Annotated in this window: 26 protein-coding genes; 10 read left to right on the forward strand and 16 right to left on the reverse strand. The window is 64.0% G+C overall.

Going from position 1 to position 24313, the window contains the following annotated elements; genetic code table 11:
- Positions 1–15 precede the first annotated feature (15 nt).
- Complete coding sequence (locus tag G9C82_RS11250) at positions 16–870, reverse strand: hypothetical protein (protein ID WP_121302400.1); 855 nt, start codon at positions 868–870, stop codon at positions 16–18.
- A gap of 225 nt (positions 871–1095) precedes the next feature.
- On the opposite strand from G9C82_RS11250, the gene G9C82_RS11255 reads away from it, so the two are divergent.
- Positions 1096–1779, forward strand: coding sequence for a lipoate--protein ligase family protein (locus tag G9C82_RS11255; RefSeq protein WP_011224100.1), 684 nt, complete (start codon positions 1096–1098; stop codon positions 1777–1779).
- A 24-nt stretch (positions 1780–1803) separates the two neighbouring features.
- Positions 1804–3135: a dihydroorotase gene (locus tag G9C82_RS11260; protein ID WP_007189334.1), complete on the forward strand. Its 1332-nt coding sequence runs from the start codon at positions 1804–1806 to the stop codon at positions 3133–3135.
- On the opposite strand, the gene G9C82_RS11265 is transcribed toward G9C82_RS11260, so the two are convergent.
- From G9C82_RS11265 to G9C82_RS11285, 5 genes are all read right to left on the reverse strand, one after another.
- Positions 3127–3492 carry a hypothetical protein gene (locus G9C82_RS11265; RefSeq protein WP_127014133.1) on the reverse strand — a complete coding sequence of 122 codons (366 nt, stop codon included), beginning with the start codon at positions 3490–3492 and terminating at the stop codon, positions 3127–3129. The genes G9C82_RS11260 and G9C82_RS11265 overlap by 9 nt on opposite strands.
- The gene (locus G9C82_RS11270; RefSeq protein ID WP_007189332.1) at positions 3492–4421 is read right to left on the reverse strand and encodes an ABC transporter permease; all 930 of its coding nucleotides are present in this window, start codon (positions 4419–4421) and stop codon (positions 3492–3494) included. The genes G9C82_RS11265 and G9C82_RS11270 overlap by 1 nt, the downstream gene beginning before the upstream one ends.
- Positions 4418–5500, reverse strand: coding sequence for an ABC transporter permease (locus G9C82_RS11275; RefSeq protein WP_127014134.1), 1083 nt, complete (start codon positions 5498–5500; stop codon positions 4418–4420). The genes G9C82_RS11270 and G9C82_RS11275 overlap by 4 nt, the downstream gene beginning before the upstream one ends.
- Before the next feature lie 20 nt (positions 5501–5520).
- A complete protein-coding gene (locus G9C82_RS11280) occupies positions 5521–7248 on the reverse strand; it encodes an ABC transporter substrate-binding protein (RefSeq protein ID WP_007189331.1) in 1728 nt (575 codons plus the stop codon).
- Positions 7249–7345: 97 nt separating this feature from the next.
- The gene (locus tag G9C82_RS11285; protein ID WP_127014135.1) at positions 7346–10018 is read right to left on the reverse strand and encodes an ABC transporter ATP-binding protein; all 2673 of its coding nucleotides are present in this window, start codon (positions 10016–10018) and stop codon (positions 7346–7348) included.
- Positions 10019–10104: 86 nt separating this feature from the next.
- Between G9C82_RS11285 and G9C82_RS11290 the strand changes: the two genes are divergently transcribed.
- Positions 10105–10623 (forward strand): hypothetical protein, encoded by a 519-nt coding sequence (locus G9C82_RS11290; protein WP_127014136.1) that lies wholly within the window; start codon positions 10105–10107, stop codon positions 10621–10623.
- A gap of 33 nt (positions 10624–10656) precedes the next feature.
- Here the strand turns inward: G9C82_RS11290 and G9C82_RS11295 are convergent, their stop codons facing one another.
- A complete protein-coding gene (locus tag G9C82_RS11295) occupies positions 10657–11082 on the reverse strand; it encodes a hypothetical protein (RefSeq protein WP_004958803.1) in 426 nt (141 codons plus the stop codon).
- 11 nt (positions 11083–11093) lie between these two features.
- Positions 11094–11819 (reverse strand): DUF5806 family protein, encoded by a 726-nt coding sequence (locus G9C82_RS11300; RefSeq protein WP_004958800.1) that lies wholly within the window; start codon positions 11817–11819, stop codon positions 11094–11096.
- 115 nt (positions 11820–11934) lie between these two features.
- Between G9C82_RS11300 and G9C82_RS11305 the strand changes: the two genes are divergently transcribed.
- Together G9C82_RS11305 and G9C82_RS11310 are read left to right on the forward strand one after the other, a co-directional pair.
- A complete protein-coding gene (locus G9C82_RS11305) occupies positions 11935–12306 on the forward strand; it encodes a universal stress protein (protein WP_004958797.1) in 372 nt (123 codons plus the stop codon).
- Positions 12303–12824 carry a GNAT family N-acetyltransferase gene (locus G9C82_RS11310; protein WP_004958795.1) on the forward strand — a complete coding sequence of 174 codons (522 nt, stop codon included), beginning with the start codon at positions 12303–12305 and terminating at the stop codon, positions 12822–12824. Before G9C82_RS11305 ends, G9C82_RS11310 begins: the two co-directional genes overlap by 4 nt.
- On the opposite strand, the gene G9C82_RS11315 is transcribed toward G9C82_RS11310, so the two are convergent.
- Entirely contained in the window at positions 12821–13255 is a 435-nt protein-coding gene (locus G9C82_RS11315; protein ID WP_004958792.1) for a universal stress protein, read from the reverse strand. The two genes, G9C82_RS11310 and G9C82_RS11315, sit on opposite strands and share 4 nt — an antisense overlap.
- 124 nt (positions 13256–13379) lie before the next feature.
- Between G9C82_RS11315 and G9C82_RS11320 the strand changes: the two genes are divergently transcribed.
- The 4 genes from G9C82_RS11320 (at position 13380) to G9C82_RS11335 (ending at position 17943) form a co-directional block, all read left to right on the forward strand.
- Complete coding sequence (locus tag G9C82_RS11320; protein ID WP_007189326.1) at positions 13380–13844, forward strand: universal stress protein; 465 nt, start codon at positions 13380–13382, stop codon at positions 13842–13844.
- Between the two features lie 96 nt (positions 13845–13940).
- The gene (locus G9C82_RS11325) at positions 13941–16250 is read left to right on the forward strand and encodes a PAS domain S-box protein (protein WP_164734761.1); all 2310 of its coding nucleotides are present in this window, start codon (positions 13941–13943) and stop codon (positions 16248–16250) included.
- An 84-nt stretch (positions 16251–16334) separates the two neighbouring features.
- The gene (locus G9C82_RS11330) at positions 16335–17426 is read left to right on the forward strand and encodes a DHH family phosphoesterase (protein WP_127014137.1); all 1092 of its coding nucleotides are present in this window, start codon (positions 16335–16337) and stop codon (positions 17424–17426) included.
- A gap of 79 nt (positions 17427–17505) precedes the next feature.
- Positions 17506–17943 (forward strand): hypothetical protein, encoded by a 438-nt coding sequence (locus G9C82_RS11335; RefSeq protein ID WP_004958783.1) that lies wholly within the window; start codon positions 17506–17508, stop codon positions 17941–17943.
- A 1-nt stretch (position 17944) separates the two neighbouring features.
- Here G9C82_RS11335 and G9C82_RS11340 read toward each other — a convergent pair whose 3' ends face one another.
- The gene (locus G9C82_RS11340; protein ID WP_127014138.1) at positions 17945–18376 is read right to left on the reverse strand and encodes a DUF5807 family protein; all 432 of its coding nucleotides are present in this window, start codon (positions 18374–18376) and stop codon (positions 17945–17947) included.
- A 104-nt stretch (positions 18377–18480) separates the two neighbouring features.
- Between G9C82_RS11340 and G9C82_RS11345 the strand changes: the two genes are divergently transcribed.
- A complete protein-coding gene (locus G9C82_RS11345) occupies positions 18481–18903 on the forward strand; it encodes a dCTP deaminase (protein ID WP_127014139.1) in 423 nt (140 codons plus the stop codon).
- Positions 18904–18924: 21 nt separating this feature from the next.
- Here the strand turns inward: G9C82_RS11345 and G9C82_RS11350 are convergent, their stop codons facing one another.
- The 6 genes from G9C82_RS11350 to G9C82_RS11375 all read right to left on the reverse strand — a co-directional run bounded on the left by G9C82_RS11350 (position 18925) and on the right by G9C82_RS11375 (position 24309).
- The gene (locus G9C82_RS11350; RefSeq protein WP_011224086.1) at positions 18925–19803 is read right to left on the reverse strand and encodes a CheF family chemotaxis protein; all 879 of its coding nucleotides are present in this window, start codon (positions 19801–19803) and stop codon (positions 18925–18927) included.
- Positions 19804–19903: 100 nt separating this feature from the next.
- Positions 19904–20332 carry a hypothetical protein gene (locus G9C82_RS11355; RefSeq protein WP_127014140.1) on the reverse strand — a complete coding sequence of 143 codons (429 nt, stop codon included), beginning with the start codon at positions 20330–20332 and terminating at the stop codon, positions 19904–19906.
- 5 nt (positions 20333–20337) lie between these two features.
- The gene (locus tag G9C82_RS11360) at positions 20338–20727 is read right to left on the reverse strand and encodes a 30S ribosomal protein S6e (protein ID WP_007189320.1); all 390 of its coding nucleotides are present in this window, start codon (positions 20725–20727) and stop codon (positions 20338–20340) included.
- A gap of 69 nt (positions 20728–20796) precedes the next feature.
- Complete coding sequence (locus tag G9C82_RS11365; protein WP_127014141.1) at positions 20797–22071, reverse strand: response regulator; 1275 nt, start codon at positions 22069–22071, stop codon at positions 20797–20799.
- A gap of 82 nt (positions 22072–22153) precedes the next feature.
- A complete protein-coding gene (locus G9C82_RS11370; protein WP_127014142.1) occupies positions 22154–23017 on the reverse strand; it encodes a CheF family chemotaxis protein in 864 nt (287 codons plus the stop codon).
- Positions 23018–23076: 59 nt separating this feature from the next.
- Entirely contained in the window at positions 23077–24309 is a 1233-nt protein-coding gene (locus G9C82_RS11375) for a HEAT repeat domain-containing protein (protein ID WP_127014143.1), read from the reverse strand.
- Positions 24310–24313: the final 4 nt, after the last annotated feature.

Below are 24313 nucleotides of genomic sequence, written 5' to 3' on the forward strand. Positions count from 1 at the left end.
TACGGGAAGTCATAGCTACGTAGAGTCGTCACCGGCCGCGCCCCGTTCGATAGTTACTCGGACTTCGTCGCCACGGGCGAGGTCGATGTCCTCGCCAACGAGCTTCGCACCGAAGCGCTCGCGGCCACAGAACAGCGCGATACCGGTTATGGGCTCGCCGTTTGCCAGCACGGCCACGTCGTCCCACGCGACCGTACGGCCGTCGGCTGTCCCGACGTGCTGGCCTGCAAGAGCCGCGGCGCCAGCATTATCATCGCCCAGCAGGCCACCGCCCGAGTAGTGGGGCAAGCCGCCGTCGAGAACGCCCGAACCGTCGCCGCCAACATCGTTGGCGATGCCGACGAAGGAGTCACCAGGGGCCGGATGGGCAGGTTCGTCGAGCCGGGCCCACGTTTCGCCGCCGTCAACGACGGTGCCGGTCCCGTCCCAGAACACCGGCGTCACGTCGGCGGCCACGTCGACCGGCAGCGACCCCGACGCCCGGTAGGGGTTCGCATCAGGGTCGCGGAAGCCGAGGTGGATGTGGTTCGGGACCCACGGCGCGAAAAAGCCCGCCCGCACCAGCGCTCCGAGGTCATCGCCGACAGCGACCGTCTCGCCGGGTTCGACGGCCGGGTTGACGTGCAGTAACCGCGCCACAGTGTCGCCGGTATCAATCAAAATGAGGTGGTCGTGCTCGGCCGCGTAGGCCTTTGGTGGGGCCTGAACCGTCTTCGTATCGACGACCTCGCCGGCGACCGGCGACGGCGCACGTTCGCCGTCGGGGTAGAGGTCGATAGCACATCCCTCGTCGTGGGCGTCGAACGGCGAGTTGTACAGGGAGAACCGGTAGTACTGGAAAAGCACATCCCGCGATATCGTGACGGGCATCGACGGCGATTAGGGGTGTATCGGTATGGCTCTGTCGTCCGAAGGTTCAAGAGCTATCCCGGGGCCACCGCTTCGTGTGCGCTGACGACGACCGCGGCGGGGGCAGCGGGTGTGCGACACGTCCCGCCGCGACGGCCATGTGTCGCCTGTTCGCTATCCACCGCTGCGGGGTCACCTGTTGGACCGGCGGACTGTTTTAATCCGACGGGACCGTACCGCTCGGTTATGCGTCTGCTACGGGGCCGCGCCACCGACCCCGAAACCGACTTCGAGCGGACCCGCGAGATAGCCGAAACGGTCGCCGAAGACCGCGAGCCAGCCCTGCGAGTCTGGCGACCGCACAGACAGGTCGCGTTCGGCCGCCGTGACGCGAACAGCGACAGCTATGACCGGGCGTGCCGGGCCGCTCGCGACCGGGGGTACACTGTCATCGAGCGCGCCGTGGGAGGTCGCGCCGTCGCCTACACCGGGTCGACTGTCTCGTTCTCCCTCGCCGTCCCGACCGAGGACCCGCGAGGAACTATTGATGACCGCTACGAGTGGGCTAAAACCGCTGTGCAGCGCGCACTTGAGGACTGCGGCATCACCGCCCGGACCGGGGAACCGGACGCCGCGTTCTGTCCGGGGAGCCACTCGATTCAGGCCGACGGGAAAATCTCGGGGCTCGCCCAGCGTGTCCGCCAGTCCGTCGCTGTTATCGGCGGCATCGTCGTCGTTCGAGACCATGAGGCTATCGCTGAGGTGCTGGCTCCCATATACGAGTCACTCGATGTCCCGTTCGACCCACAGAGCGTCGGGAGCGTCGCCAACGCTGGGGGGACCGACGACCCTGAACAGGTCATCGCAGCGCTGGAGCGGTCGCTGGCTGACGGCCGCGACGTGTCGGTGAGCGCTATCCGAGAGACTTAGGGGCGCGCCCGGCCGACTGGGCGTATGCTCATCCGTAACGCGACGCTGCCGGACGGCCGCCAGCGGGATGTCCGGGTTCGTGGCGAGTCCATCGCCGAGGTCGGCCGCGACCTCGACGCGTCCGACCAGCACGTTATCGAAGCGACCGGCAAGCGGTTGTTCCCGGGAATGATTGACGTTCATGTCCACTTCCGCCAGCCTGGCTACCCGCACAAGGAGACGTGGGAGAGCGGGTCCCGGTCCGCGGCGGCCGGTGGCGTTACGGCTGTCGTCGACCAGCCAAACACCGACCCGCCAACCATCGACGGCGAGTCGTTCGACCAGAAAGCCGAGTTCGCTGCCGACTCTGTCGTCGACTGGGGTATCAACGGCGGCGTCACGGCCGACTGGATTCCGAACGTCCTCCTGCGCCGTCGGCTGTTCGCACTCGGCGAAGTGTTCCTCGCGGACTCAACCGGTGACATGGGTATCGAGGCCGACCTGTTCGCAGACGCACTGGAAGCTGCCACCGACAACGACGTGCCGGTCACCGTCCACGCTGAGGACGCCGATTACTTCAACGACGACGCCAAGGCCCGCGACGACGCGGATGCCTGGAGCGCGTTTCGGACTGCAAAGGCCGAAGAGAAAGCCGTCGAGCGGGCCTGCGAAGTCGCGCAGAAACACGATGCGACGATACACATCGCGCACACGTCCACCCCGGAGGGTGTTGACATTGCCAGCGAGGCCGGGATGACGACCGAGGTGACGCCACATCACCTGTTGCTCTCTCGGCGCGACCTCTCGGAGCTGGGCACGTTCGGGCGGATGAACCCGCCTCTGCGCCGCGAAAAACGCCGTCAAAAGCTCTACGAGCGCGTCGTGGACGGCACCGTCGATATGATCGCGACGGACCACGCGCCACACACCCGCGAGGAGAAAGACGCCGGCATTTGGGACGCGCCGTCGGGCGTCCCCGGTGTCGAGACGGTCCTCCCGCTCCTACTGGCTGAAGCTCGTGACCCGGACAGCGGGCTCACCTACGAGCGTGTTCGGGACCTCACTGCACGCAACCCGGCCGACGTGTTCGACATCCCACAGAAGGGTGCCATCGAAGCCGGCAAGGACGCCGACCTCGTGCTCGTGGACACGACCGAGACGAGTGAGATCAGCGGTGCGGCGCTCCACTCGAAATGCGACTGGACGCCGTTCGAGGGCCACGATGCGGTGTTCCCTGAATGGACGATGGTCCGTGGGACGGTCGTCTACGAGCGCGGCGACGCGCTGGAAGCCGACGACAGCACTGCTCAAGAGGACGTGTTCTACGATCATCAGGGCGAAAACGTCCGCGGTGCGGACAGCGAGCGGCTAGAGTAACGTCGCGACGACTGACGTCCCGACCATTATCCCGCCACCACCGCCACAGAGCCGGGCCATTGCCCGCCGCGAATCGCGTTCGGTCCAGTTGCTTCGCGTGTCCATGTGTTCCTGCATAGCTTCGATGCCGCGGCCGGCGAGTATCGACCCGGACCAGCCCAGCAGGCCAAAGCCGAACACCAGCGCGCCGAGGGCGAACACCGTCGCTTCACTCGACCGCGCATCACCGGTGTAGAGCGTCCAGCCTGCCATTCCCAGGCCGCCAAGCAGGAGGCCGACGACCAGCCCGCTCCCCACCAGTCGCGCACGGACCGCGACGTACTGCCGGAGTGGCGGTGGGTCACCACGCTGGGCCATCAGTCAATCGCGTCGCGCATCCGCGGATCGAGTGCGTCGCGCATCCCGTCACCGAGCAGATTGAACCCGAGCACGGTGATTGCGAGGAACAGCCCTGGGAAGAAGGAGAGCCACCACTCGCCGGTCAGGAGGCCGTTCTCGACACCGCGGGATAGCATCAGGCCCCACGATGGCGTCCCTGCCTGCGCACCGAACCCGAGGAACGACAGCGCCGCGAGGTCGATGATGGCGAGCCCGAAGTTCAGCGTGGACTGGACGGTAATCGGCGCGAGCGTGTTCGGCAGGATGTGCCGGACGAGAACTCGCGGGTCGGTCGCGCCAAGCGCAACTGTGGCGTCGACGTACTCGTCTTCGAGCACTTTGAGCGCGGCCCCGCGGACGACCCGGGCGAACCGCGGCGTGTACACCAGCACGAGCGCCACCACGGCCCGCCAGAGCCCGAGGTCCCGCGGGAAGATGGCGACCAGCGCGAGCGCGAGCAACAGTGGCGGGAACGCCAACAGCACGTCCATCGTTCGCATGATGACGTTGTCGGTCACGTCGCCGTAGTACGCCGCAATGATACCCAGGCCGACACCGACGGTAGTCGAGGTCCCAACCGTGATCGTCCCGAACTTCAGGGCCAACCACGCACCGTACAGGCTCCGCTTGTAGATGTCACGGGCCGCCGCGTCCGTGCCGAACAGTTGCTGGTTCGCCGGAGCGGGACCGAGCCAACCGGGCGGCGCGCGGTCGGCGATTTCGGTGCCGAGCTGCGAGCTCGTAAGCGCGCCGAAGTCGTAGGTCACGCGGGCGTAGATGGCGACAGCGGCCATGCTGAGGATAATCGTCAGCCCGACGACGGCGAGGCGGTTCGTCAGCAGGTCGGCGAGGAACGGGGACGCCCGCAGGCGTCCCAACGTGCCCCGTGTCTCGGTGTCCGTACTCATTGTTGAATCCGTGGGTCGAGATAGCTATAGGTGACATCGACGAAGAGGTTCACGAGCGTGAACAGCAGGGCGAAGGTGAGCACCGTTCCCTGAACCACCGGGTAGTCAGAGACGCCGATGGCGGTGACGATAGTCAGCCCCATCCCGTTGATACCGAACACGGTTTCGGTCAGGACTGCCCCGCCCAGCAGCGTGCCGAACTGGATGCCGATGACGGTGACGACCGGAATCAGCGCGTTCCGGAAGCCGTGTTTCATCAGCGTGATCTTCGCGCCCTGCCCTTTCGCCCGCGCGGTCCGGATGTAGTCCTGCCGGATGACTTCGAGCATCGAGGAGCGCATCATCCGGGAGATGAGCGCCGTCGAGTAGACGCCGATGACCACCGCCGGCAGGAACAGGTGATGGGCCGCCGAGAGGAACGCCTCGGTGTTTCCAAGCAGGATCGTATCGAGCGTTATCATCCCGGTCAGGGGCAGCTCACGGCCGAACAGTGTCCAGGTGTCGGGCAGGAACAACGTCGACTTGATGCGGCCACTGGTCGGGAACACACCGAGATACGTCGAGAACAGCAGGATGAGCAACGGTCCGGACCAGAATATCGGGACCGAGATACCAGTCAACGCCCCGATCCGAGTGACGTGGTCCGTCAGTGAGTCCTGCTTGACCGCGGAGATGATGCCCAGTGGCAGGCCGAGCAAGATGCCCGCCGCCTGACCGTAAATCGCGAGTTCGAGCGTGATGGGGAGCCGGTCCGAGATGACCGAGCGGACGCTGTTCCCGCGGCTGATGCTGTAGGACTGGCCGAAGTCGAACCGTGCCGCGTCCCACAAGAAGCCCAGATACTGTTCCCAGAGCGGCCGCCGAAGTCCCAGCTCAACACGTATCTGTTCTAGCTGTTCGGCCGACGCTCGCTGGCCGGCAATAATGATAGCCGGGTCCCCCGGAGCCAGGTGGAGGATCGCGAAGACGACCGATGCGACGCCGAACAGGACTGGGATGAGCAACAGCAGCCGCTTGATGACGAACCGTGGCGGTACCACCGGCTCGACCAGCCTGAAAAGAAACTGTGTCCAGTTCATTCGAAAGTTCTCTTAGAGCGCTACTGCAGCTCGACCGTGTTAAGATACGGGCCACCGACAGAGCTGACGGTGTAGGAGTCTTCAACGACAGTCTCGTTGACTGCTCTGAGCGTCTCGGCGTAGTCGAGGAACACCCACGGAGACTCGTCGTAGGCTAGCTGGCTGGCCTCTTCGTACATCGTCTCGCGGTCGCCCTCCGCGTAGGTCCGCTGGGCTTCCCGGACGAGTTCCATGTAGTCGGTGTTGGCCCAGCCGGACACGTTGAGGGTGTTGTACCCGTCAGAATCGAAACTGACCCAGTCCTGCCCGTCGGGAACGGCGTCCATCTCCACCTGCGGGTCCAGCAGAACGTACAGGAAGTTGTCCGGATCGGCGTTGTCGGTGTACCAGCCGAGGAAACACGCGTCGTGTTTCCCGGCCGACGTGTAGTCCAGATACGGCCCGAAGTTGGAGAACTGGTTGATGTTGACCGTCAGACCGATTTCCTCCAGGTCCGACTTCACCTGATTCGCCGTGTTGACCGGGCTGGGGTTGTATCCCCGAGGGTTCGAGAACGTCGCGAGTTCGAACTCGAAGCCGTCGCCGTAGCCCGCCTCTTCGAGCATCGATTGCGCCTGCTCCTTGTCCGTCGGATACGGGTCGAGGTCGTCGTTGTGTCCGAGCACGTCCGGCGGGAGCGGCTGGGAGGCCTGCGTTGCAAAGCCCTGATAGATCTGGTTGACGATGGCCTCGGTGTTGACAGCGTGGGCGATGGCCTGGCGGACCTGCCGGTCCCGGAACGGCTCGAATCGGGCCATGTTCATCGCCATGTAGCCGTGGTTGATGCCGTCCTTCCGCAACAGGGTGGCCGTTCCGCTTTCCTCGGCGCGCTGGAATCCGGAGGAGTCGAGGTTGTCCGTGATGTGTGAGGCCCCGTTGATGACGTCCTGCACTCGCGTGCTGTTTTCGGTGATGGTCTTGAAGATGACCGTCCCGACGTTCGGGCCGTCACCCCAGTAATCGTTGTTGGCCGTCAACCGAATACGCTCGTTCGGGTTGTCAAGGGTATCGAACTGGAAGGCTCCAGTGCCTGCGGGTTCACTTCCGAGGTCGGCCTGACTGTCGCCCAGCGATTCGATCTGGGCTTTCGAGAGGACTGCCGAGGCGAACATCGCGAGGTTCCGCAGGAACGGCGCGAACTGCTGTGTAAGCTCGATTGTCAGCTCGTAGTCCTGACTCGCGTCAACGCTTTCGATCCAGTCGCCAAGCGTGAACGGACCGTACCCCGACCGGGTATCATCGCCGAGGTAGTACTCGTAGTCGCTCTGGGTGAACCGCTGCCAGGTCGCCTTGAAGTCTGACGCGGTGAACTCCTCGCCGTTGTGGAACATCACACCCTCTCGGAGGGTCAGCGTTGCGGTGGTTCCCTCGAGAGTGTAGTCGGTTGCGAGCGCGTCTTCGAGCTGGCCGCCGCTCCCGGCTGCGAACTGGATGAGGGTGTCAAACACCTGATTGGTGACCTTCGCCACCTCGCCGCTGGTTGACTGCTGTGGGTCGTAGTTTTCGGGGTGGTCGCCACGGGCGTACACGAGCGTCTGGTCGCTTCCGCCGTCGCCACCGTCGCTCCCAGTCCCGTCGCCACCGTCTCCACCTTCGGTTCCGCCACCATCACCGCCGTCGCCGGAACAACCTGCGAGCGTTGCGGCTGCCGCGGCACTGCCGGCCGCGGTAAGGAAGCTTCGTCTGTCGATAGAATCACCGGATGACATGGGACTTTGTTCAAACAGATCTATTATAATTGTACCGGATAGAACAATGATTCTGTTATATATCTCCTGAGAGTTATGTGCAGCTAAGTAATATTATTCAGGTACTGCCGCTGTCATTCTGGTCGTAAAGGTGACACGCTGCTGGGTGGGAGTCCGGCTGGAGTTCGGGGTGCTGTGTCTCACAGACGCTCTCGAATCGATCCTGTAGCACCGATGCGGCGGCGTCCCAGTCCTCGTCCGCGAGATGCTCAATCGACGTTTCGACGACGCGGCGGTTCTCTCCGGCCAGGTCCGTTTCGAAGAACCGGTCGAACATCGTCTGTTTGAACGCGGACATCGGCACCTGTCCCCTGCCGCTCGGCGGCTCGGTGAGGTTCGCGCCGCCGTCCGTCGCCGCTGTGGCGCTGTCGGCGTCTCCGGCCTGCTCCCGAACTGCATCGATGGAGATGGCCTCGTCCTCGACCCGTTGCCGGTAGTCCATTACCTCGCGGTACGTCTCCTGCTCGATGTCGATATCTGGTGGGATGACCTCGGGACAGCGAGTCCGGAAGTGACAGCCCGACGGTGGGTCAATCGGTGATGGAACGTCGCCCTTCAGCAGTATCCGGTCGGCTTCCACGGTCGGGTCTGGTTCCGGAATCGCCGACATAAGCGCTCGCGTGTAGGGATGTTTCGGGTCCGCGAACAGGTCCGGCGTGTCGGCGACTTCGACTACCTCGCCGAGATACATCACCGCGACGCGGTCACAGATGTGGCGAACCACGCTCAGATCGTGAGCGATGAACAGATACGTCAGGCCGAACTCATGCTGGAGGTCCTCCAGGAGATTGATTATCTGGGCCTGCACGCTCACGTCCAGCGCCGAAACGGGCTCGTCACAGACGATGAAATCGGGGTCGACGGCGAGCGCGCGGGCGATGCCGACGCGCTGGCGCTGTCCGCCGGACAGTTCGTGCGGGTAGCGGTCGTACTGGTCTGGGTCGAGTCCCACCGCCTCCATGAGGTCCGCCACGCGCTCGACCCGCTGCTCGCGGCGTGAGCCGTCACCGGTGTCTTCCGGGAGGTCATGAATTTTCAGCGGCTCCATAATCGTCTGGCCGACGGTCATCCGTGGGTCGAGGCTGGACATCGGGTCTTGGAAAATCATCTGCAGGTCCCGACGCACCTCTCGCAGGCCACTTTTATCAAGCTCCGAAAGGTCTTGCCCGGCGAAAACTACTTTCCCATCTGTCGGTTCGAGTAGCCGGAGGATGGTTCGCCCGGTCGTCGATTTCCCACAGCCGGACTCGCCGACGAGCCCCAGCGTCTCGCCCTCGTAGATGTCCATCGAGACGCCGTCGACGGCCTTGACTGACTCCGGCTCGCGGCCAATGTACTTGTCCAGCAGGTCGTCGGCCCGCGAGAAGTGCTTTTTCAGCCCGTCGACTTCCATGAGCTGTCTGTCCGTTCGCGTCGTCTCCGTCGCGGCAACGCCGGTGTCGCCGGTGCCGTACTCGCTCGTGTCGAACGATTCGTGGATGCACTTCGAGCGGTGGGTGACATCGTCCGGACCGTGCTGGAGAGACGGAATCTCGCCCTCACGACACTCGGGTTCGGCCCACGGACAGCGGTCGGCGAAGTGGCAGCCACTGGGCATGTCGATGAGGCTGGGGACGTTCCCTTCGATTGGCGTCAGTCGCTCTGTCCCCTCGCCCGGTATCGATTCGAGGAGCGTGTACGTGTACGGGTGTGATGGGTTCTGGAAAATCTCCTCGACCGGCCCTTCCTCGACGATTTCGCCGGCGTACATCACGGCGACGCGGTCGCAGGTCTCCGCGACGACGCCGAGGTCGTGCGTGATGAACAGCACCGACATCCCGAGGTCCGCCTGCAGGTCGTCGATGAGGTCCAGAATCTGCGCCTGAATGGTCACGTCGAGCGCCGTCGTCGGCTCGTCGGCGACCAGCAGCTTCGGGCGGCACGCCAGCGCGATGGCGATGAGCACGCGCTGGCGCATCCCGCCGGAGAACTCGTGGGGGTACTCGTTGACACGGTCGGCCGGTTCCGGGATACCGACCTCCTCCAGCAGCGAGATAACGTCAGACCGGATCTCCTCGTCCATCTCGCTGCCCCGGCTGATCGAGGGCGTGATCTCACGGACGGCGTTGAACCACGAGTCGTTTCGCTTGCTCCCGTAGCGGTGAAGGCGCAGGCTCTCCGCGACCTGTTCCCCGACCGTTATCGCGGGATTCAGCGAGGTCATCGGGTCCTGGAAGATCATCCCCATATCGCCGCCGCGGATGTCCCGCATCACCCGCTCCGGGGCTGCCGTCAGGTCAACGTAGCCGTCGGTAATCGTGACGGGCGCGTCACCGGTCTCCGGGAGGGCCTTCTTTGGGGCTTCCTGAATGAACTGCTTTGCCAGCGTCCGGTCATCGGCCGTCGTCTCAAGCGACGCGGGGAGCCGACTCCGGTCGACTGTCGCCGCGTCGATGGTGATGAAGCCGCTGCCCTCGTCGGCTGTCCGTACTGCCTTCGGATACTGCCGGGACAGCCGTGTGACTGTCCCAAGTGCGCCAAACCGGATCTGCCCGCCGGCGATGTGTCCGGGCTCGTCGACGATATCCATTGCCGATAACGCTGTGACAGATTTCCCCGATCCGGATTCGCCGACCAGACCGACGGTTTCCCCCTCCCTGACAGTGAGGTCGATGCCGTCGACGGCTTTGACGGTGCCGCGGTCCGTCTCGAACTGGGTACGGAGGTCAGATAATGTTAAGAGGTCGCGCATCTGTCCCCTTCTTCTCAAAATACCAGTAAAACTGTTGTGCCACTGTCCCACCAACAATTTATCCCGGCCGCCGCCACACTCGACGTATGAACGACCCTGCCGACCCCGAATCTAACCCCTTCGACCGTGTTGTCGGTCACTGGGAGCAGGTCATCGAGGATATGGCTGCGACGGCCACACAGTACCGAGACGACGGGCGCGAGGCTATCGAACTCCACCCCGGCGACGTGACGGTGCTGACCGGTGAGCCGCGGACGATGGCCGAACAGACCGGCGAGTACGAGCCCGAAACCCGGCGACTCGGCTTTGATGTCGTGGTTCCCGGCGATGAGTTCCGGCGCGTCGCCGACGCGCTCGAAGACCGCACCGTCGACCGCTCCGAGGTGTTTCGGGCGACCGACGACGGGATGGTGTTCCTGCTTGTCGCGCTGGAATGTAGCGACGACCTCGCCGTGCTCGTGCCGCTATACTACGACCGGACCGAGCGCGCGGACCTCTCGCAGGTCGCCGCCGACCACGGACTGTACTCGCATATCCGACCGCTCAGCGACGACGGGGTAGTTACCGTCACTCACGAGGACCCTGAGCCGTTCTTCCCTGACTGAACGCCAGTCTAAGACCGGTCCCCAGCTGCGTGACTATGACTGCTCACGCACCTGGGTCAATCGGTACGCCGGCACGTCGAAGGCGATGCCATAGAGCACCCGGTTACCGATGACACCGACACCGAAGCCCGAGAGGACGGCCGCGAGTACGAGTGTTATCGGCGCATCGGAGAGCGTTACGAGGCCGGCAACAGCCCCGGCAAGCACGACGAACGACGCCAGTGCGGCGACCTCCGGATAGACGCCCGGGACTGCGTCGTGTTCGACGACAGCCACTGCGATACCCGTCAGGAGACCGAACCCGACAACCACCGGCAGTACGTCGAACAGGGCTGTCCCTGCCTCAGCATAGCCAAGCACCGCGCCGCCGATGCCGATGGCCAGGTCGGTCCGTAGCACTTTCTGTGTCGCTTCGTGGACCGACATCGACGGCTGGGCGTCGGGGTCGATGTCGTCCATCTCAGCCGTGGCTACTCGTCAACTTGGAATTCATTGCCACACTCCGGACAACACACCTCGTCGTGTCGCAGCGCCGCCGACTGCTCGCGGACCTCCCGCATCACCGAGGAGATCCGGTCTTCGGCCTCCATCTCGTCCTCGACGGCGAGATCGACGCCCTCGACTTCGAGGAGGAATTTTGCGACCTCGGTGGCCTCGTACATCACGTCATCGAGGTCCTCAGCGGTGAAGAAGTCACACATCGCGCCATAGAGGAACGTCGCGCCGGCCTTCCGGACTTTGTCCTCGAAGGCAGCGCGGGCCTGATTGACCGCCTGTGGCGTGTACGTGTCCGTCATGAACGGGACGAGTTCTGGGAGGTTCTCCCCGATTTTCGTCATCTCGACGCCAGTTTCGGTCCGGAAGTCAGCACAGAGGCGGGCGATGGCCCACTCGCGGGCGGTGATGTACGTCCGGTCCCGGAGGAAATCGTTCGCGCGGTCGTAGGTCCCGCCCTCGATTTTCTTGAAGCGGTCGTACTTCTGTACGTCGGACGGGACGTCACTGGCTTCAGAAACCGCTGTCCCGCTGGTTGGCTCGGCCGGTGCTGTCTGTTCAGTGGCCGCAGGGCCGTTGTCCGTGGCGTCGGCCTCGTCGGCCCCGTCATCCGCGGCCGCCGGGTCGTCCGGCTGGTGGCCGGCCGAACCGTCGTCTGCCGCCTCGACATCCGTCTCGTCCGGCGGTGCGCCCTCAGTCATAGCCGAGCATGCGTGCCCGCGGTGAAAAAGGGTATCGCCGCCGCCCCGCTGTCATGGTCTTTCCCCGACAGTTCAGCCGGGTGGCTTTTTTACCGCTCCCATGCATGGCCCGACTATGAAAATACTGCTCGGTGTCGGAGGCAGCGAACTGTCCTACCAGGCACTGACCGAAACACTCGACCGCGTCGCGGAAACAGGCGACGAACTGACCGTCGCTGTCTTCGACAACGAAGACAACGACGCCGACCTCGAAGCGGTCCAGCAACGGATACAGGAGCGTATCGACGAAAGCGGGCTCGAACCCCCGCTTCGCCGTGTCGAAGGCACCTCACCGGGAAGTGAGCTGGTGAACATCGCTGAGAGCGAAGGGTTCGATAGAATCGTCCTCGGCGGTGGCGGCCGCTCGCCGCTCGGAAAGATACAGCTCGGCCCCATTGTCGAGTTCGTCCTGCTGAACGCACAGACGCCGGTGACTCTCATCCGATGACTCGCACCTACCCAGACGAACCCGCCGAAGAGTTCCCACAGCCACCGCGGACGATCACCGACCGCGAGGACCGCTCCATCGACGTCATCCCTGCGGACGACGCCGATACGGAGAGCCTCGTCGAGATGTACCTCGACTTCGACCCCGCCGACCGGGCGCAAGGCATCCCACCGGTCAAAGAGGAAGCTATCCGCGAGTGGCTCGACACGATCCTCGACGGCGACTGTGTCAACGTCGTTGCCAAACACGACGACACTGTCGCCGGCCACGCGACGCTGGTCCCGGACAACGAGGACGAGCACGAACTCGCTATCTTCGTGTTACAGGCCTACCAGGGTGCTGGTATCGGGACAGCGCTGGTCGAGACGCTGCTGGGTCAGGGACAGAGTAAAGGCATCGACCACGTCTGGCTCACCGTCGAGCGGTGGAACGACCCGGCGATCTCGCTGTACGAGAAGGTCGGGTTCGAGATCAGTAGCGCCGAGAGCTTCGAAATAGAGATGGCGATCCGAATCTAAACGGTGAGGACCGGCTGGCTAGCGTATTCGATGACGTAGATCGCCGCGCGCCCGACGGCCTCTTCGCTTCCTTCCTCGCGTGGGACGACGATAAAATCCGAATCGAGGTCCTCCGCCACGTCGAGGACGACGCTGCCCGGCGTCTGCATGAGTCGTGTCTCTGAGAACGCGGTCGCGGACGACGTTTCGAACACGCCGTCGTGTGCGTCGCGGAACCGGTCTCGGATGTTCTCGGTGAACGCCTGGTGCTCCTCGGCGATCGCGGTCGCGCTCACGTCGCCGCTATCGATATCCTGGTGAAGTCGTTCGTCGATGACGAACAGCAGGTGGAGGTCGGCGTCATACCGCTCCGCAACGGCGATCGCGTACTCGGCCGCTCGTTCCGACTGGTCGCTGCCGTCGACCGGCGCGAGTACAAGGTCGATATCCATCACTCGCCACTGTGACCCCGGTCGGCAAAAATCCACCGGGGTTCGAGCCGGTAACGTCGTGTCATACGGCGAGTCCCTCGCCGTGACCAACAGTGTATTTAGTCGCGGCTTCGATGCGTGGTGTATGTTCGATACGGTGGTCATCGCCACGGACGGCTCCGGCAGCGCAGAGCGGGCCGTCGAGGCGGCGCTGGACCTGGCAGCACGCTTCGACGCAACTGTCCACGGGCTATACGTCGTCGACACCGGCGAGGTTGAGACGACTCCCGAAGAGGTTCGCGAGGCGCTGGAGCGCGCGCTGGCGACCACTGGCGGCCGCGCCCTCTCGTTCATTCTGGAGGCCGCCGACGCCGAGGCAGACGAGGAACTCGTTACTGCTGTTCGGGAGGGCGACCCGGCCGACGAAATCTGCACGTACGCAATGGAACACGACGCCGATGTCATCGTCAGCGGGACCCGTGGCCGCCACGGCGAACACGGCTATCTGCTGGGTAGTGTCGCCGAGGAACTCGTCCGGGAGGCTCCCATGCCGGTGCTGACGGTCCGCCAGCTCGAAGGCGAGCCCAACCCAGAGCGAACCGAGGTCTGACGCGCTGCTCGAAGCGCCACGGGATAGGCCACACCGTCCGAGCGGCCGGGTATTTGACAGTAACGTTATATTTATCTGCCGCGTATAGCTGCTGAGATGCATCGTCAAGTCCGCGTGCTCCACGTCGACGACGACCCGGAGTTCGCCGAGGTAGCCGCCACGTTTCTGGAACGTGTGGGCGACGGCTTCAGTGTCGAGACGGCGACGAACGTGAGCGAGGGGCTCGCGCGTCTCGCCGAGGCTGCCTTCGACTGCGTGGTGTCGGACTATGATATGCCCAGAACGAACGGGATCGATTTTCTGGAGGCTGTCCGGACGGAGTATCCGGACCTGCCGTTCGTTCTGTTCACCGGAAAAGGGAGCGAGGAGGTCGCCAGTGAGGCAGTCTCCAAGGGTGTCAGCGATTACCTCCAGAAGGGGCACGGCACCGAGCGGTACACCCTGCTCGCGAACCGAATCCAGAACCTCGTCGCGCAGCACCGCGCAGAGGCGGGGCTGGAGTCACGCATCGAACAGCAGTCGGCGCTGGCGGCGCTGGGGAAGTCTGCCCTCTCCGGCTGTGGGCTACAGACGTTGTTCGAGGAGGCGGTCGAACTCGTGTCGGACGCCCTCGGCACGGAGTGTACGAACGTGCTCGAATACCGCTCTGATACCTCCGACTTCTTGTTGCGAGCCGGCGTCGGCTGGCAGGACGGACTGGTCGGAGCGGCGGCTGTTGAGGCTGGCCCGGAGTCACAGGCCGGGTACACGCTCCAGACCGGGGGACCGATCGTCGTCGAGGATCTGCGCACTGAGGACCGCTTTAGCGGCCCGCCGCTGTTACTGGACCACGGCGTCGTGAGTGGTATCAGCGTCGTCATCGGCGAGACCGACGACCCGTGGGGCGTCATCGGCACCCACTCGACCGACCAACTCACGTTCACCGCCGACGACGTGACGTTCGTCCAGAACGTCGATAATCTGCTTGGCAACGCTATCCAGCGCCACCGGTCTGAGCAGCGCCGGCGCGAGAGCGAGCGTCGATTCCGTGAGATCGCGGAGGTGAGTCCCGACACGATATTTCGGCTGGACATCGATGGCGTGTTCACCTTCGTCTCCCCGGCCATCGAATCGCTTCTCGGTTACTCTCCCGAGGAACTGGTCGACACTCCCTTCCGGAGCTACGTTCCGGAAGAGCGCTTAGAAGCGGCGTTTGACGGATTCTCCAGGGTCGCGGCTGGCGAGACCGTCCGCGAATTTGAACTGCGCCTCACCGACGTAGACGGGGAGTCAGTCTATGTTGAGGTCAGCGCCAGCCCGGTCACACACGACGGGTCAGTTCGGTTCGTGCAGGGACTCGTGCGGGACGTAACTAACCGGACGAAACGCGAGCGACGGCTCGAACGGCTCAAGGCACAGTACGAGACCCTTATCGAGAACCTGCCCGAGATGGGCGTGTTCCTCTTCGACCGCGACTGTCGGTACACCGTCGCCGGCGGCGGCGAAATTTCGTCTGCCGGGCTCACGCCGGCTGATTTCGAGGGCTCGACACCCCACGACCTGTTTTCGGAGGCAATTGCCGACGAACTCGAGCACTACTACCGCGAGGCGCTCGACGGTCATTCCCACAGCTTCGAACAGCAGTATCGGGGCAAGCACTACCGGGTCCAGACGGTCGCGGTTCGGGACGACAATGGGGAGGTCATCTCCGGGCTGGCGGTGTCGGAAGATGTCACAGCCCGCAGAGAGCGCCAGCGGACGCTGGAACGCCAGAACGAACGTCTCCGGGAGTTCGCTGGCGTGGTCAGCCACGACCTCCGGAATCCGCTCAACGTCGCGCAGGGACGACTAAAGCTGGCTCGGGCGGAATGCGACAGCGAGCACCTCGACAACGTCGCCGCGGCCATCGAACGGAGCAACAGGCTCATCGACGACCTGCTGACGCTCGCCAGCAGCGGGGACGAGGTCACCGAGACGGCGTCGCTGGACCTTGGAGCAGTCGTCGACGGATGCTGGCAGAACGTTCCGACGGACGGCGCGACACTTGTGGTTCGGTCGGAACAGACGGTCGTGGCGGACCGGGGGCGGCTCGAACAGCTACTCGAAAACCTCGTTCGGAACGCCGTCGAACACGCCTTCCCACAGTCTGAGGTGTCGCTGGACGCCGCCGAAGGGGACGCGAGCGACCTGACCGTGACCGTCGGTGCGCTTGAGGACGGGTTCTACGTCGAGGACACTGGCCCCGGAATCCCGCCAGAGGAGCGTGACGACGTTTTCAAGGGTGGCTACTCGACTGCCGCGGACGGGACCGGATTCGGGCTTCGTATCGTCAGGCAAATCGCCGAGGCCCACGGATGGACAGTTACCGTCGCTGACGGCGAGCACGGCGGCGCGCGGTTCGAAGTTCGCGGCATCGAGACGACGTGACCGATGCGCTGATACACCGCCGTGGCAGCACCCTGTCACAGTCGAACCCGACGGCTTCTTGACGCCCCACCCGCTTGCTGTGGCATGGACGATTGGCTCATCGACGACGACCGCCTCTCTATCGGCCGCAAATCTGTACTCCCCGGTGAGGGGTTCTTTATTCCGGATTCCTACGAAGAAGAGCAAGCCGAAGCCGAAGCCGCCGAGACGCTGCAGGACGCCGGCGTCATTGTTATCGCCGACCCCGACGCTGACGGACTGGCCTGTACCGCGCTGATTCGCGAGGCCTACGGCGAAGGCGCGCTGCTGCCCGCCGGCCCGCATGAACTCACGGAGGCACTCGAATGGACCGCTGAGTACGCCGACTCCGGCGCGACCGTCTTCATCTGTGACCTCTGTCCCGACCGCGAGTCCGACATCGCCCCGCTCGATTCACTGGTCGACACCGCCGAGCGGGTCGTCTGGTTCGACCACCACCAGTGGCCCGACGACCTCGCCGCCGACGTGGACGCGGCCGGCGTCGAACGCACCGTTGGCGACTCTGAGGAGGTATGTACCGCCGACGTGGCGCTGTCGGAACTCGACTACGACTTCGACGAGCAATGGGCCGACCTCGCCGCCGTCACCCGCGACCACGACCTCTGGATCCGTGACGACCCCCGAAGCGACGACCTCGCAGACTTCTCGTACTGGAGCGAGCCAGAGGAGTACATCGAGGCAGTTCGGGACCACGGCCCCGACCTCTCCCCGGAGTTCCATGAGTTCCTTGACGAGAAGCGCGTCGAGAAGGAGGCACTCATCGAGAAAGCCGTCGACCGGGCCGAACTCCGCGACGTGGGTGAGTGGACAGTTGGCGTCACCTACGGCCGCTGTTCGCAGAACGAGGTCGCCGAAGCCCTCCGCGAGCAGGGCGCGGACGCCGCCGTCATCGTCAAACCCGCCGGCTCTGCCTCCATTCGCGGGACGGACAGCTTCGAGCGCGCCCACGAGGTCGCCCAGCAGGTCAACGGCGGCGGCCACCCGAAAGCCGCGGGCTGCAAGCCCGACATCTACGACGACATGATGGATTACGCCCACCACTGGACGACGCAAGGGGCCGTTGCGAAACAGGCCATCGTCGACGCCTTCCGGCGGTTGCCTGAGGAAGAAGAGGAAGGTGTCGATACCGACCGATAGGTGGACTCGCGAGTGAAGTGGGCGGTGTATCGTCGCCCGACGCAACGTTGATTTGCCCCTCAGTCGTCACTTCTGGGTGATGCCCGAGTCCCTCCACACGCGAATCTGGCGCGAGACAGCCGTCCGACAGCGTCTCAGTAGTGCCGTCGCTGTCGGCGCGACGCTGTTGGTCCTCGACGGCTCGATACGGTACGCCGCGGCCGTGGCGGCGATGGCCTTCTGTGTCTGGCTCGCTGCCGACGCCGCTCAGGTCGCTGTCGGCGACTACGCCGACCACGTAGTGTTTGGCCTCCTCGTGTTCGGGTTCGTGGCGTACACGGTCGCGGCCGCCGGCCCGACGTGGGTCGTCGCCACGGGAGCGCTCCTCGGCTGCTGGTTCGTGATTGACGGCGTCCAGCACCTCCGTCACGGCATCACCCGCGACGAGGTCGGGATTTCATATGCGCACGACGGCGGGCCCGTCACGGGCCTGCTGAAGGCACTGCTCGTCCGACTGGCTGAACCGTTCCTGCTGTAAGTTACCCCCCGACGACCCACTTGTCGCTGTACCGTTCCCCGCAGGCACACACCGCGTAGGCGTGGACCACGTCGCCCTCAGCGTAGAGGCCGCCCACGTCCTCGTTCTGTTCTTCGGCGAAGGCGAAGACAAACCGGGTCGTGTGGTTGCTCTCCGGTTCTTCCTCGGCGACCGGACAGACCGCGTCGGTCAGGTCGTCGTGAATGTCGCCCTCCGTGCCCATCGCCTCTTGAGCCAGCCCCATCGGGTCGATGCCCGTCGCCGACTGGAACGCACTCCGGCCGTCGTCGCCCGGCAGGACGAGGATGTGCCCGTCCTCGACTTCGTCAGCGTACTCAGCCAGTGCGCCCGGGTTCGAGACGGCGTCCTCGTGCAGGAAGAAGAGCACGTCTTCAGGCCGCTCGCCCGCCAGAAACTCCGTGTGTTTGGTCATGCAGAGAGGGAGTCACTCGCCGGGCAAAAGTGCCGCGTTCCTCCTGCAAGTCACTATCCCGTCTCAGCCTCACTTTTAGGCACACTCGCCGAATACAGTCGCATATGACAGACTTCGGCGAGTACGTCACGGATATCGTCCACGAACCGACCCAGACCGACAGCCCGGGGTTCGACCTCACCGTCGCTGCGGTGTATGAAGTCGTCGAACCGGGACGAATCGACTTCGGCGGCGGTGAGCTTGATGCGGCTGAAGTGGTGCCTCACGCAAGCGAAAAGCGGAACCCGGACGACGATTACGAGTGGTGGACGCTGCGAGGCGGCCAGTACCTCGTCGAGTACAACGAGTCGCTGACCGGCGAGGCGACGGTGACGCTCCAGGCGCGGACGGCACTGCTCGAACGTGGGGCGACTCACCCGACGCTGCACGTCGACGCACTCCCGCGCGTGCCACTGTCGGTCGGCGGCGCGGGGCTGAAGCTCAAGGAAAACGCCAGAATCAGCACGATTGTCGGAGCCGAGGACTAAGACGACGGAGGCAGTCGCCTGTCAGGCGTTCACATCTTCCAGGTGACGGCTGGCGACGACCTTCCCAGTCGGCGTGAGCGTCGGCCCGTCGGAGCCGTCCTGTACGAGCCCGTCAGCGGCGAGATCCTGGAGAATCATCGACACCTGCGAGGAGTCCTTCCCGAGAATGCTCGCAAGCGGCATTCCGTCCATGTCGCCGGTCGAGTACATTGCGACCAGCACCTCCTTTTTGTCCTTCGTGAGGTCGACGTCTTCGATCTCCTCCATGAGCTCGGCGTACTCACGGCGGAGATAGCGCCCGAGGATGGACATCTTGCGGTTCGATGCCATCGCAGCCAGCGTCGTCATGGCCGTCCCGTCTTTCATGTGCCGGACTGTCAGCACTGGCCGGCCCTTCCCGTTAATCTCCCGCGTGTTCCGGTCGAAGTCCGACACTGTCTTCAGGTCGACGTTGAACGACCCGTCGCTGCGTCGGAACTCGACGTTACCGGGCGTGAGAAACAGCTTCGCGGTCTTGAACGACTCCTCCGTGACGCGACCACCGACACGGGCGCGCTCTTTGACCGTTGTCTCGGTCCCATTGATGATGGCCTTGAACAGTACCGTCCCGAACTTCTCTATTTTCTCGTCGCCGGCTTCGATAGCTGCGACGAGTCGCTTTCCCCTGTGCTCGAAGGCAATCGTCACTGTCGAGTCGAAGAAATCGCCCAGATCGGGCGGGACCTGCCCGACGGCGATGTCGAAAATCGAATCCAGTGGAATCGTCAGCTTGTCGTCCTCGCTTGCGGCCAGTACCAGCCGCTTCTGGGAGAGGACGACCCGACCTCTGATAGGGTCGCCCCGACCGGCCACTTCGGAGTTGAATTTACCGACGAAATCCGCGATCACTGATTCCGACATTCGTCCGTTACCCGAAGTACAGCAGCACTGATATTGAGCGTTTCGCGCGAGTATCAACAGCAAAAATCGGATCTACTCAGGAGAACAGCGGTCAACGGCGTCAGTTGTCGAGATTTCGAGCGATATCTGACAGCGAGGAGTCCGGTCCGTCGGTCGCGGTATAGACGACGCGCTTGCCCGGCGTTCGGAGGCCGTACTCCGTTCCGTCAGTGACCACGTCGAGATGCGCTGAGCCGCCAAGTGAGACATCGCTATCGGCGACCCACTCTGCGAGGCGATTTGTCCCGTCCCGTTCGCGGGCCAGTCGGCGGTTGTCGGCAACGTGTGAGAGTACCGGCTCGCCGTTAAGATTCGTCTCGACGACGGCGTGGTACCGGTCGCCGTCAAGTGCGAGGCGGATGGTGTCACCGTCGTCGAAAGCCAGTTTTTCCGGGAGCACGACCCGTGGTCGGTCGGTTCGACCGACCGACTCGACGGGAACGCGATGCGTCTCGACGGTTTCGTGGTCACTGGGAACGCGGTCCGACACGTGACTTACTCGTCGTCGTCGCCGAGGAGGTCGGCCACATCGTCGCTGCCGCGGGCCGTAATTTTTGCGTTGATCTGGCGCGTGTCGTCGCTGACCTCGCGGCCACGGACGGTGATCCGCTTGCGCTCGCCGTCGGTGGTCGGCTCGAAGCCGACGCCGCCGTCGGACATGATTTCTTTCGTCGTGACGCCGCGAACGTCAGGTCGCATCGGTCGACCCGAAGTGTCCGAGCCGCCGGTCAGTTCAAGCGAGTAGCCATCGAGGCCAACAGCGCCGCCGTCGACCTCGTCGCCGAGCTCGCGGCCGATGAAGCGGTTTGCGTCCTGTCCGTCAACGTCGATCTGGTAGGTGTGGCCGTCCTCCGGGTCGGAGACAGCGACCGTGAATTCTGCCATACCTGTTCTCAATCAACCGCGATTCAAAAACGCGTCGAACCGTCCCGCTCACTGGAGTCGGACCGACCGTCACACGCTCGCGGACAGGCCGGTGATATCCATTGAGACAACCATGCCGAGCTGTTTGTCGCTGCTACCCGTCACTGGCAGCGTTGACAGCCGGTACTGCTTGCCCTCGTACTCCTGTGTCCAGACCTGTGTTTCACCGTCAAGTGCGGCGCGGTACTTCGGCTTCTGTCTCTCGACAACCGCAGGCGGAAACACTTCTGCGAGGGTCTTCCCTTCCACGTCGGCCGGCGTGAGACCGAACGCGCTGAGCCCCTCACCGCGAGCGATAAGGTATCGAAAGTCGTCATCAAACAGGAATACGCCGCCGCCAGGGAAGTTCTCCAGCAGGGTCTTGTACCGTTGCTCTGCCTGCCGGAGGGTTCCTTCGAGCTGTTCCCGCTCGATGGCATTTGTGAGGGTGTTTGCGACGCCTCTGACAAACGTGATGTCGTCCTCGGTAAAGGGGCGCTGCTCACTCGTATGCGCCCCGAGCACGCCCCACGGCTCGGTGGTTGTTCCGATGATGACGCTGATACCACTCACGACACCGTGGTCCAGTAACAGCGACGGACCACTGAACCGCGATTCCGTCCGGAGGTCTTCAACGACGACCGGCTCTTCGGTTTGGAGCGTGTATCCGGCCTGTGATTCCTCGCCGGCCCCGACTGCTGCCTCGCCGACCAGCCCCGACTGCCAGCCGACACCAGCACGCAACAGGAACTTGTTGTCGGCCGGCCGGTACTCAAGCACCTTGCTGTACTCCGTATTGAGGCCTGCTGCTACGGACTCGACAGCCCGTTCGAACAACGCATCGAGGCCACATCCTGTCAGCGCGTACTGGCCGAGGTCAGCGACGGCTTCTTGCTGCTGGACCCGTGTCTTGAGGCGCTCTTCCGCACGGTGTTGTGTGACGAGGTTCGTGATACGGTTCGCGAGCAGCGTGTACCGCTCGGTCCCGCCCCGCTTCTGGAGGTAGTCGCTTACACCCGCCGAAACCGCTTCACTGGCGACTTCCTCGCTTCCCTTCCCAGTGAACAGAACGAACGGCAGGTCCGGATACTCCGCCCGGACGGCCCTGAGAAATTCGATTCCGTCCATGTCTGCCATGTCGTAGTCCGAGACGATACAGTCAAACGGCGCTTCGGTAAGACGCTTGAGCCCCTTGCTGGTACTGGTCGCCGTCTCGACGCTGAAACCGTCGCTCTGCTGTCGGAGAAATTCGGCTGTTGTCTCCGCGAGCCCCGGTTCGTCGTCGACATGCAGTACCGATATCCGGTGGCTGTCGGGCCCGTCCATGACAATCTATGACAAACCGAACGTATGTCCGTCTTGTGGTACACTGTTTCCAAAACCACGCTCATTCAGGGTGTCATCGCCGCTACTGGTCAGCCATTGCGTCGCTTGCGATCGAGCGGCCGCGAGCCTCCAGTTGGACCTCCCGGCGTGTCCGGACCGGTTCGAGGATATCGGACTCCATCAACCGGTCGTACACGTCCTCAACTTCCTCGATCTCCATATCGACGAACTCCGGGATCTTGAACGGTGAGATGCCGGAGTACAGCGCCATCAGCACCTGTGTCTCCTTATCGGAGAGCTCCACGTCGTCGGCGATATTGCGCTGCTCGCCCTGCCGGACGAGCCCCTCGATGAGCGAGACGTGTCGGGGCGTCCCCGTGATGTGGGTTTCGACGCTGGTGCCCTCGATGGTGTGTTCGACCTCTAGCAGTGGTCGCTCGTCGCCGCGGATCGTCTTCTCCTTGGCCTCGACGGTCCCCACGTCGTCGATGTCCAGTTCGACGAACGTGCCGCTGGCGATGGCCAGATTGATGCAGTCGCCGTCGAGCTTGAGCCGCCCCTTCTCCCAGCCGCCGTCCTGAACAACGCCACCCTTGACTGCGGGGTGGTTGACGAGGACGACAGTCTGGTCGAGTAGCGTGCTGTACAGTTTCTCCTGAAACTCATCGGCTTTCTTTGCCGAGATGAGCGTCACGTTCCGGCCGGCCTGCACCTTGATGTAGCTGTCCACCTGTGCGAGTGGCTGGTTCATCTGGCTGGCCGTGACGCTGCTGACCTTCGACAGCGGGATGGTCCGCTTGCCGTCGTTGGTCGCAAGGACGAGCCGCTTGTTCGAGAGCAAAATCCGACCGGGTAGCCACTCGATGTCGTTTCGCTTCCGCCCGTCCGAGACGACCTGAACGAACTTCCCCTTCGTATCGACCAGTGCGTGTTCTCCGTCGCTCATCGGTTAGCCAGCTATCGCTCTCGTGTACGCCCCGCCACGTCTTAATCCACTCGGCTGACTCATCCGCGGCCACCGAGCTTCGAGATGGCCGAGAAGGCCTTCTTCCTGACCACGTCGTGTTCGGTCTCGTCGATGAGTTTATCCAGCGTCTTTCGGGACCGCTCGCTGCCGACCTTCCCGAGGGTGAAGATAGCCTGTCCGCGGATATCGGGGTCGACGCCGTCGTCTTGCACGATTTTGAGCAGTCGTCGCTCCACCATGTTGTCGTCGTCACCGAGTTCAGCGAGACTGGTGGCGGCGAACTGCCGGAGCATCTGGTCGTCGTCGCCGAGCGCGTCGACCAGCGATTCGATGACGCGGTCACGCTCTTCTTGGCTGGTGACCCGGCCGAGCATCCAGGCGGTGTTGCGCCGCTGGGCGGCCTGCGTGCTCTCTTCGAGAATTTCGACCAGCGGCACGACGACGCTCCGGTCGTCCGTGTTCGAGAGCTTCTCGACGACGGTGTCCCGTATCTCGTGGCTCTGGTCAGTCGGGACGTTCGATAGAAGTTCGATGAGCGAGTAGACGGCCGTCCGGCGGACGGCGGCGGAGTCGTCCGAGAGGGCTTCGATGAGATAATCGACCGGCCGGTCGTTGCCGAAGTTCCCGAACGCCCCGACGGCGATGCGCCGGACTCGCTCGTCGTCGTCCTCGTACAGCGGCAACAGCGCCTGAAGCGCCTGTCGGTTCCCGATATTCCCCAGCGCATCCGCCGCCTCGCGCCTGACGCCAGCTTTTGGGTCCGACAGGACGGACTCCAGCGGCGTCGTTGCCCGCGAGTCGCCGATCTTCCCGGCTGACCGGGCCGCTCGTGCCCGCACTCGCGGGTCCGGGTCCTCGAAGCGCTCTGCGAGCTTCGGGACCGCGTCGGCCTGGTCTAAGTTTCCGAGGCCGTTCGCGGCCGCCATCCTGAGTTCGGGCACGTCGGCGTCGAGCACCTGCATATACGCCTTCGCCTTCACCCAGTCGGCGGCGTCGTCTTCGAGGTCGACGCCGGCCATACTCCCGATGAGCTGTGTGATCGCGTCGTCACCGAGTTCGTCAAGCGAGTCGATAGCCGCCCCGGTGATCGCGTCGCTATCGCTCTGTGCCGCGTTCACGAGCGCGTTGACCACGTCGCGCCGGTCGTCGTGGTCCTCGAAGTTCCCCAGTAGCTCCGCGGCACGAGTCTTGACCCGCTCGTTGTCGCTCTCCCTGAGGAGGCGGATGAGTTCCTGTGCATTGCCGTCCCGTTCCAGTTCGTAGAGGCTCATTGGT

The organism is Haloarcula sp. R1-2 (assembly GCF_011627385.1).
GTDB classification, from domain to species: Archaea; Halobacteriota; Halobacteria; order Halobacteriales; family Haloarculaceae; genus Haloarcula; species Haloarcula marismortui.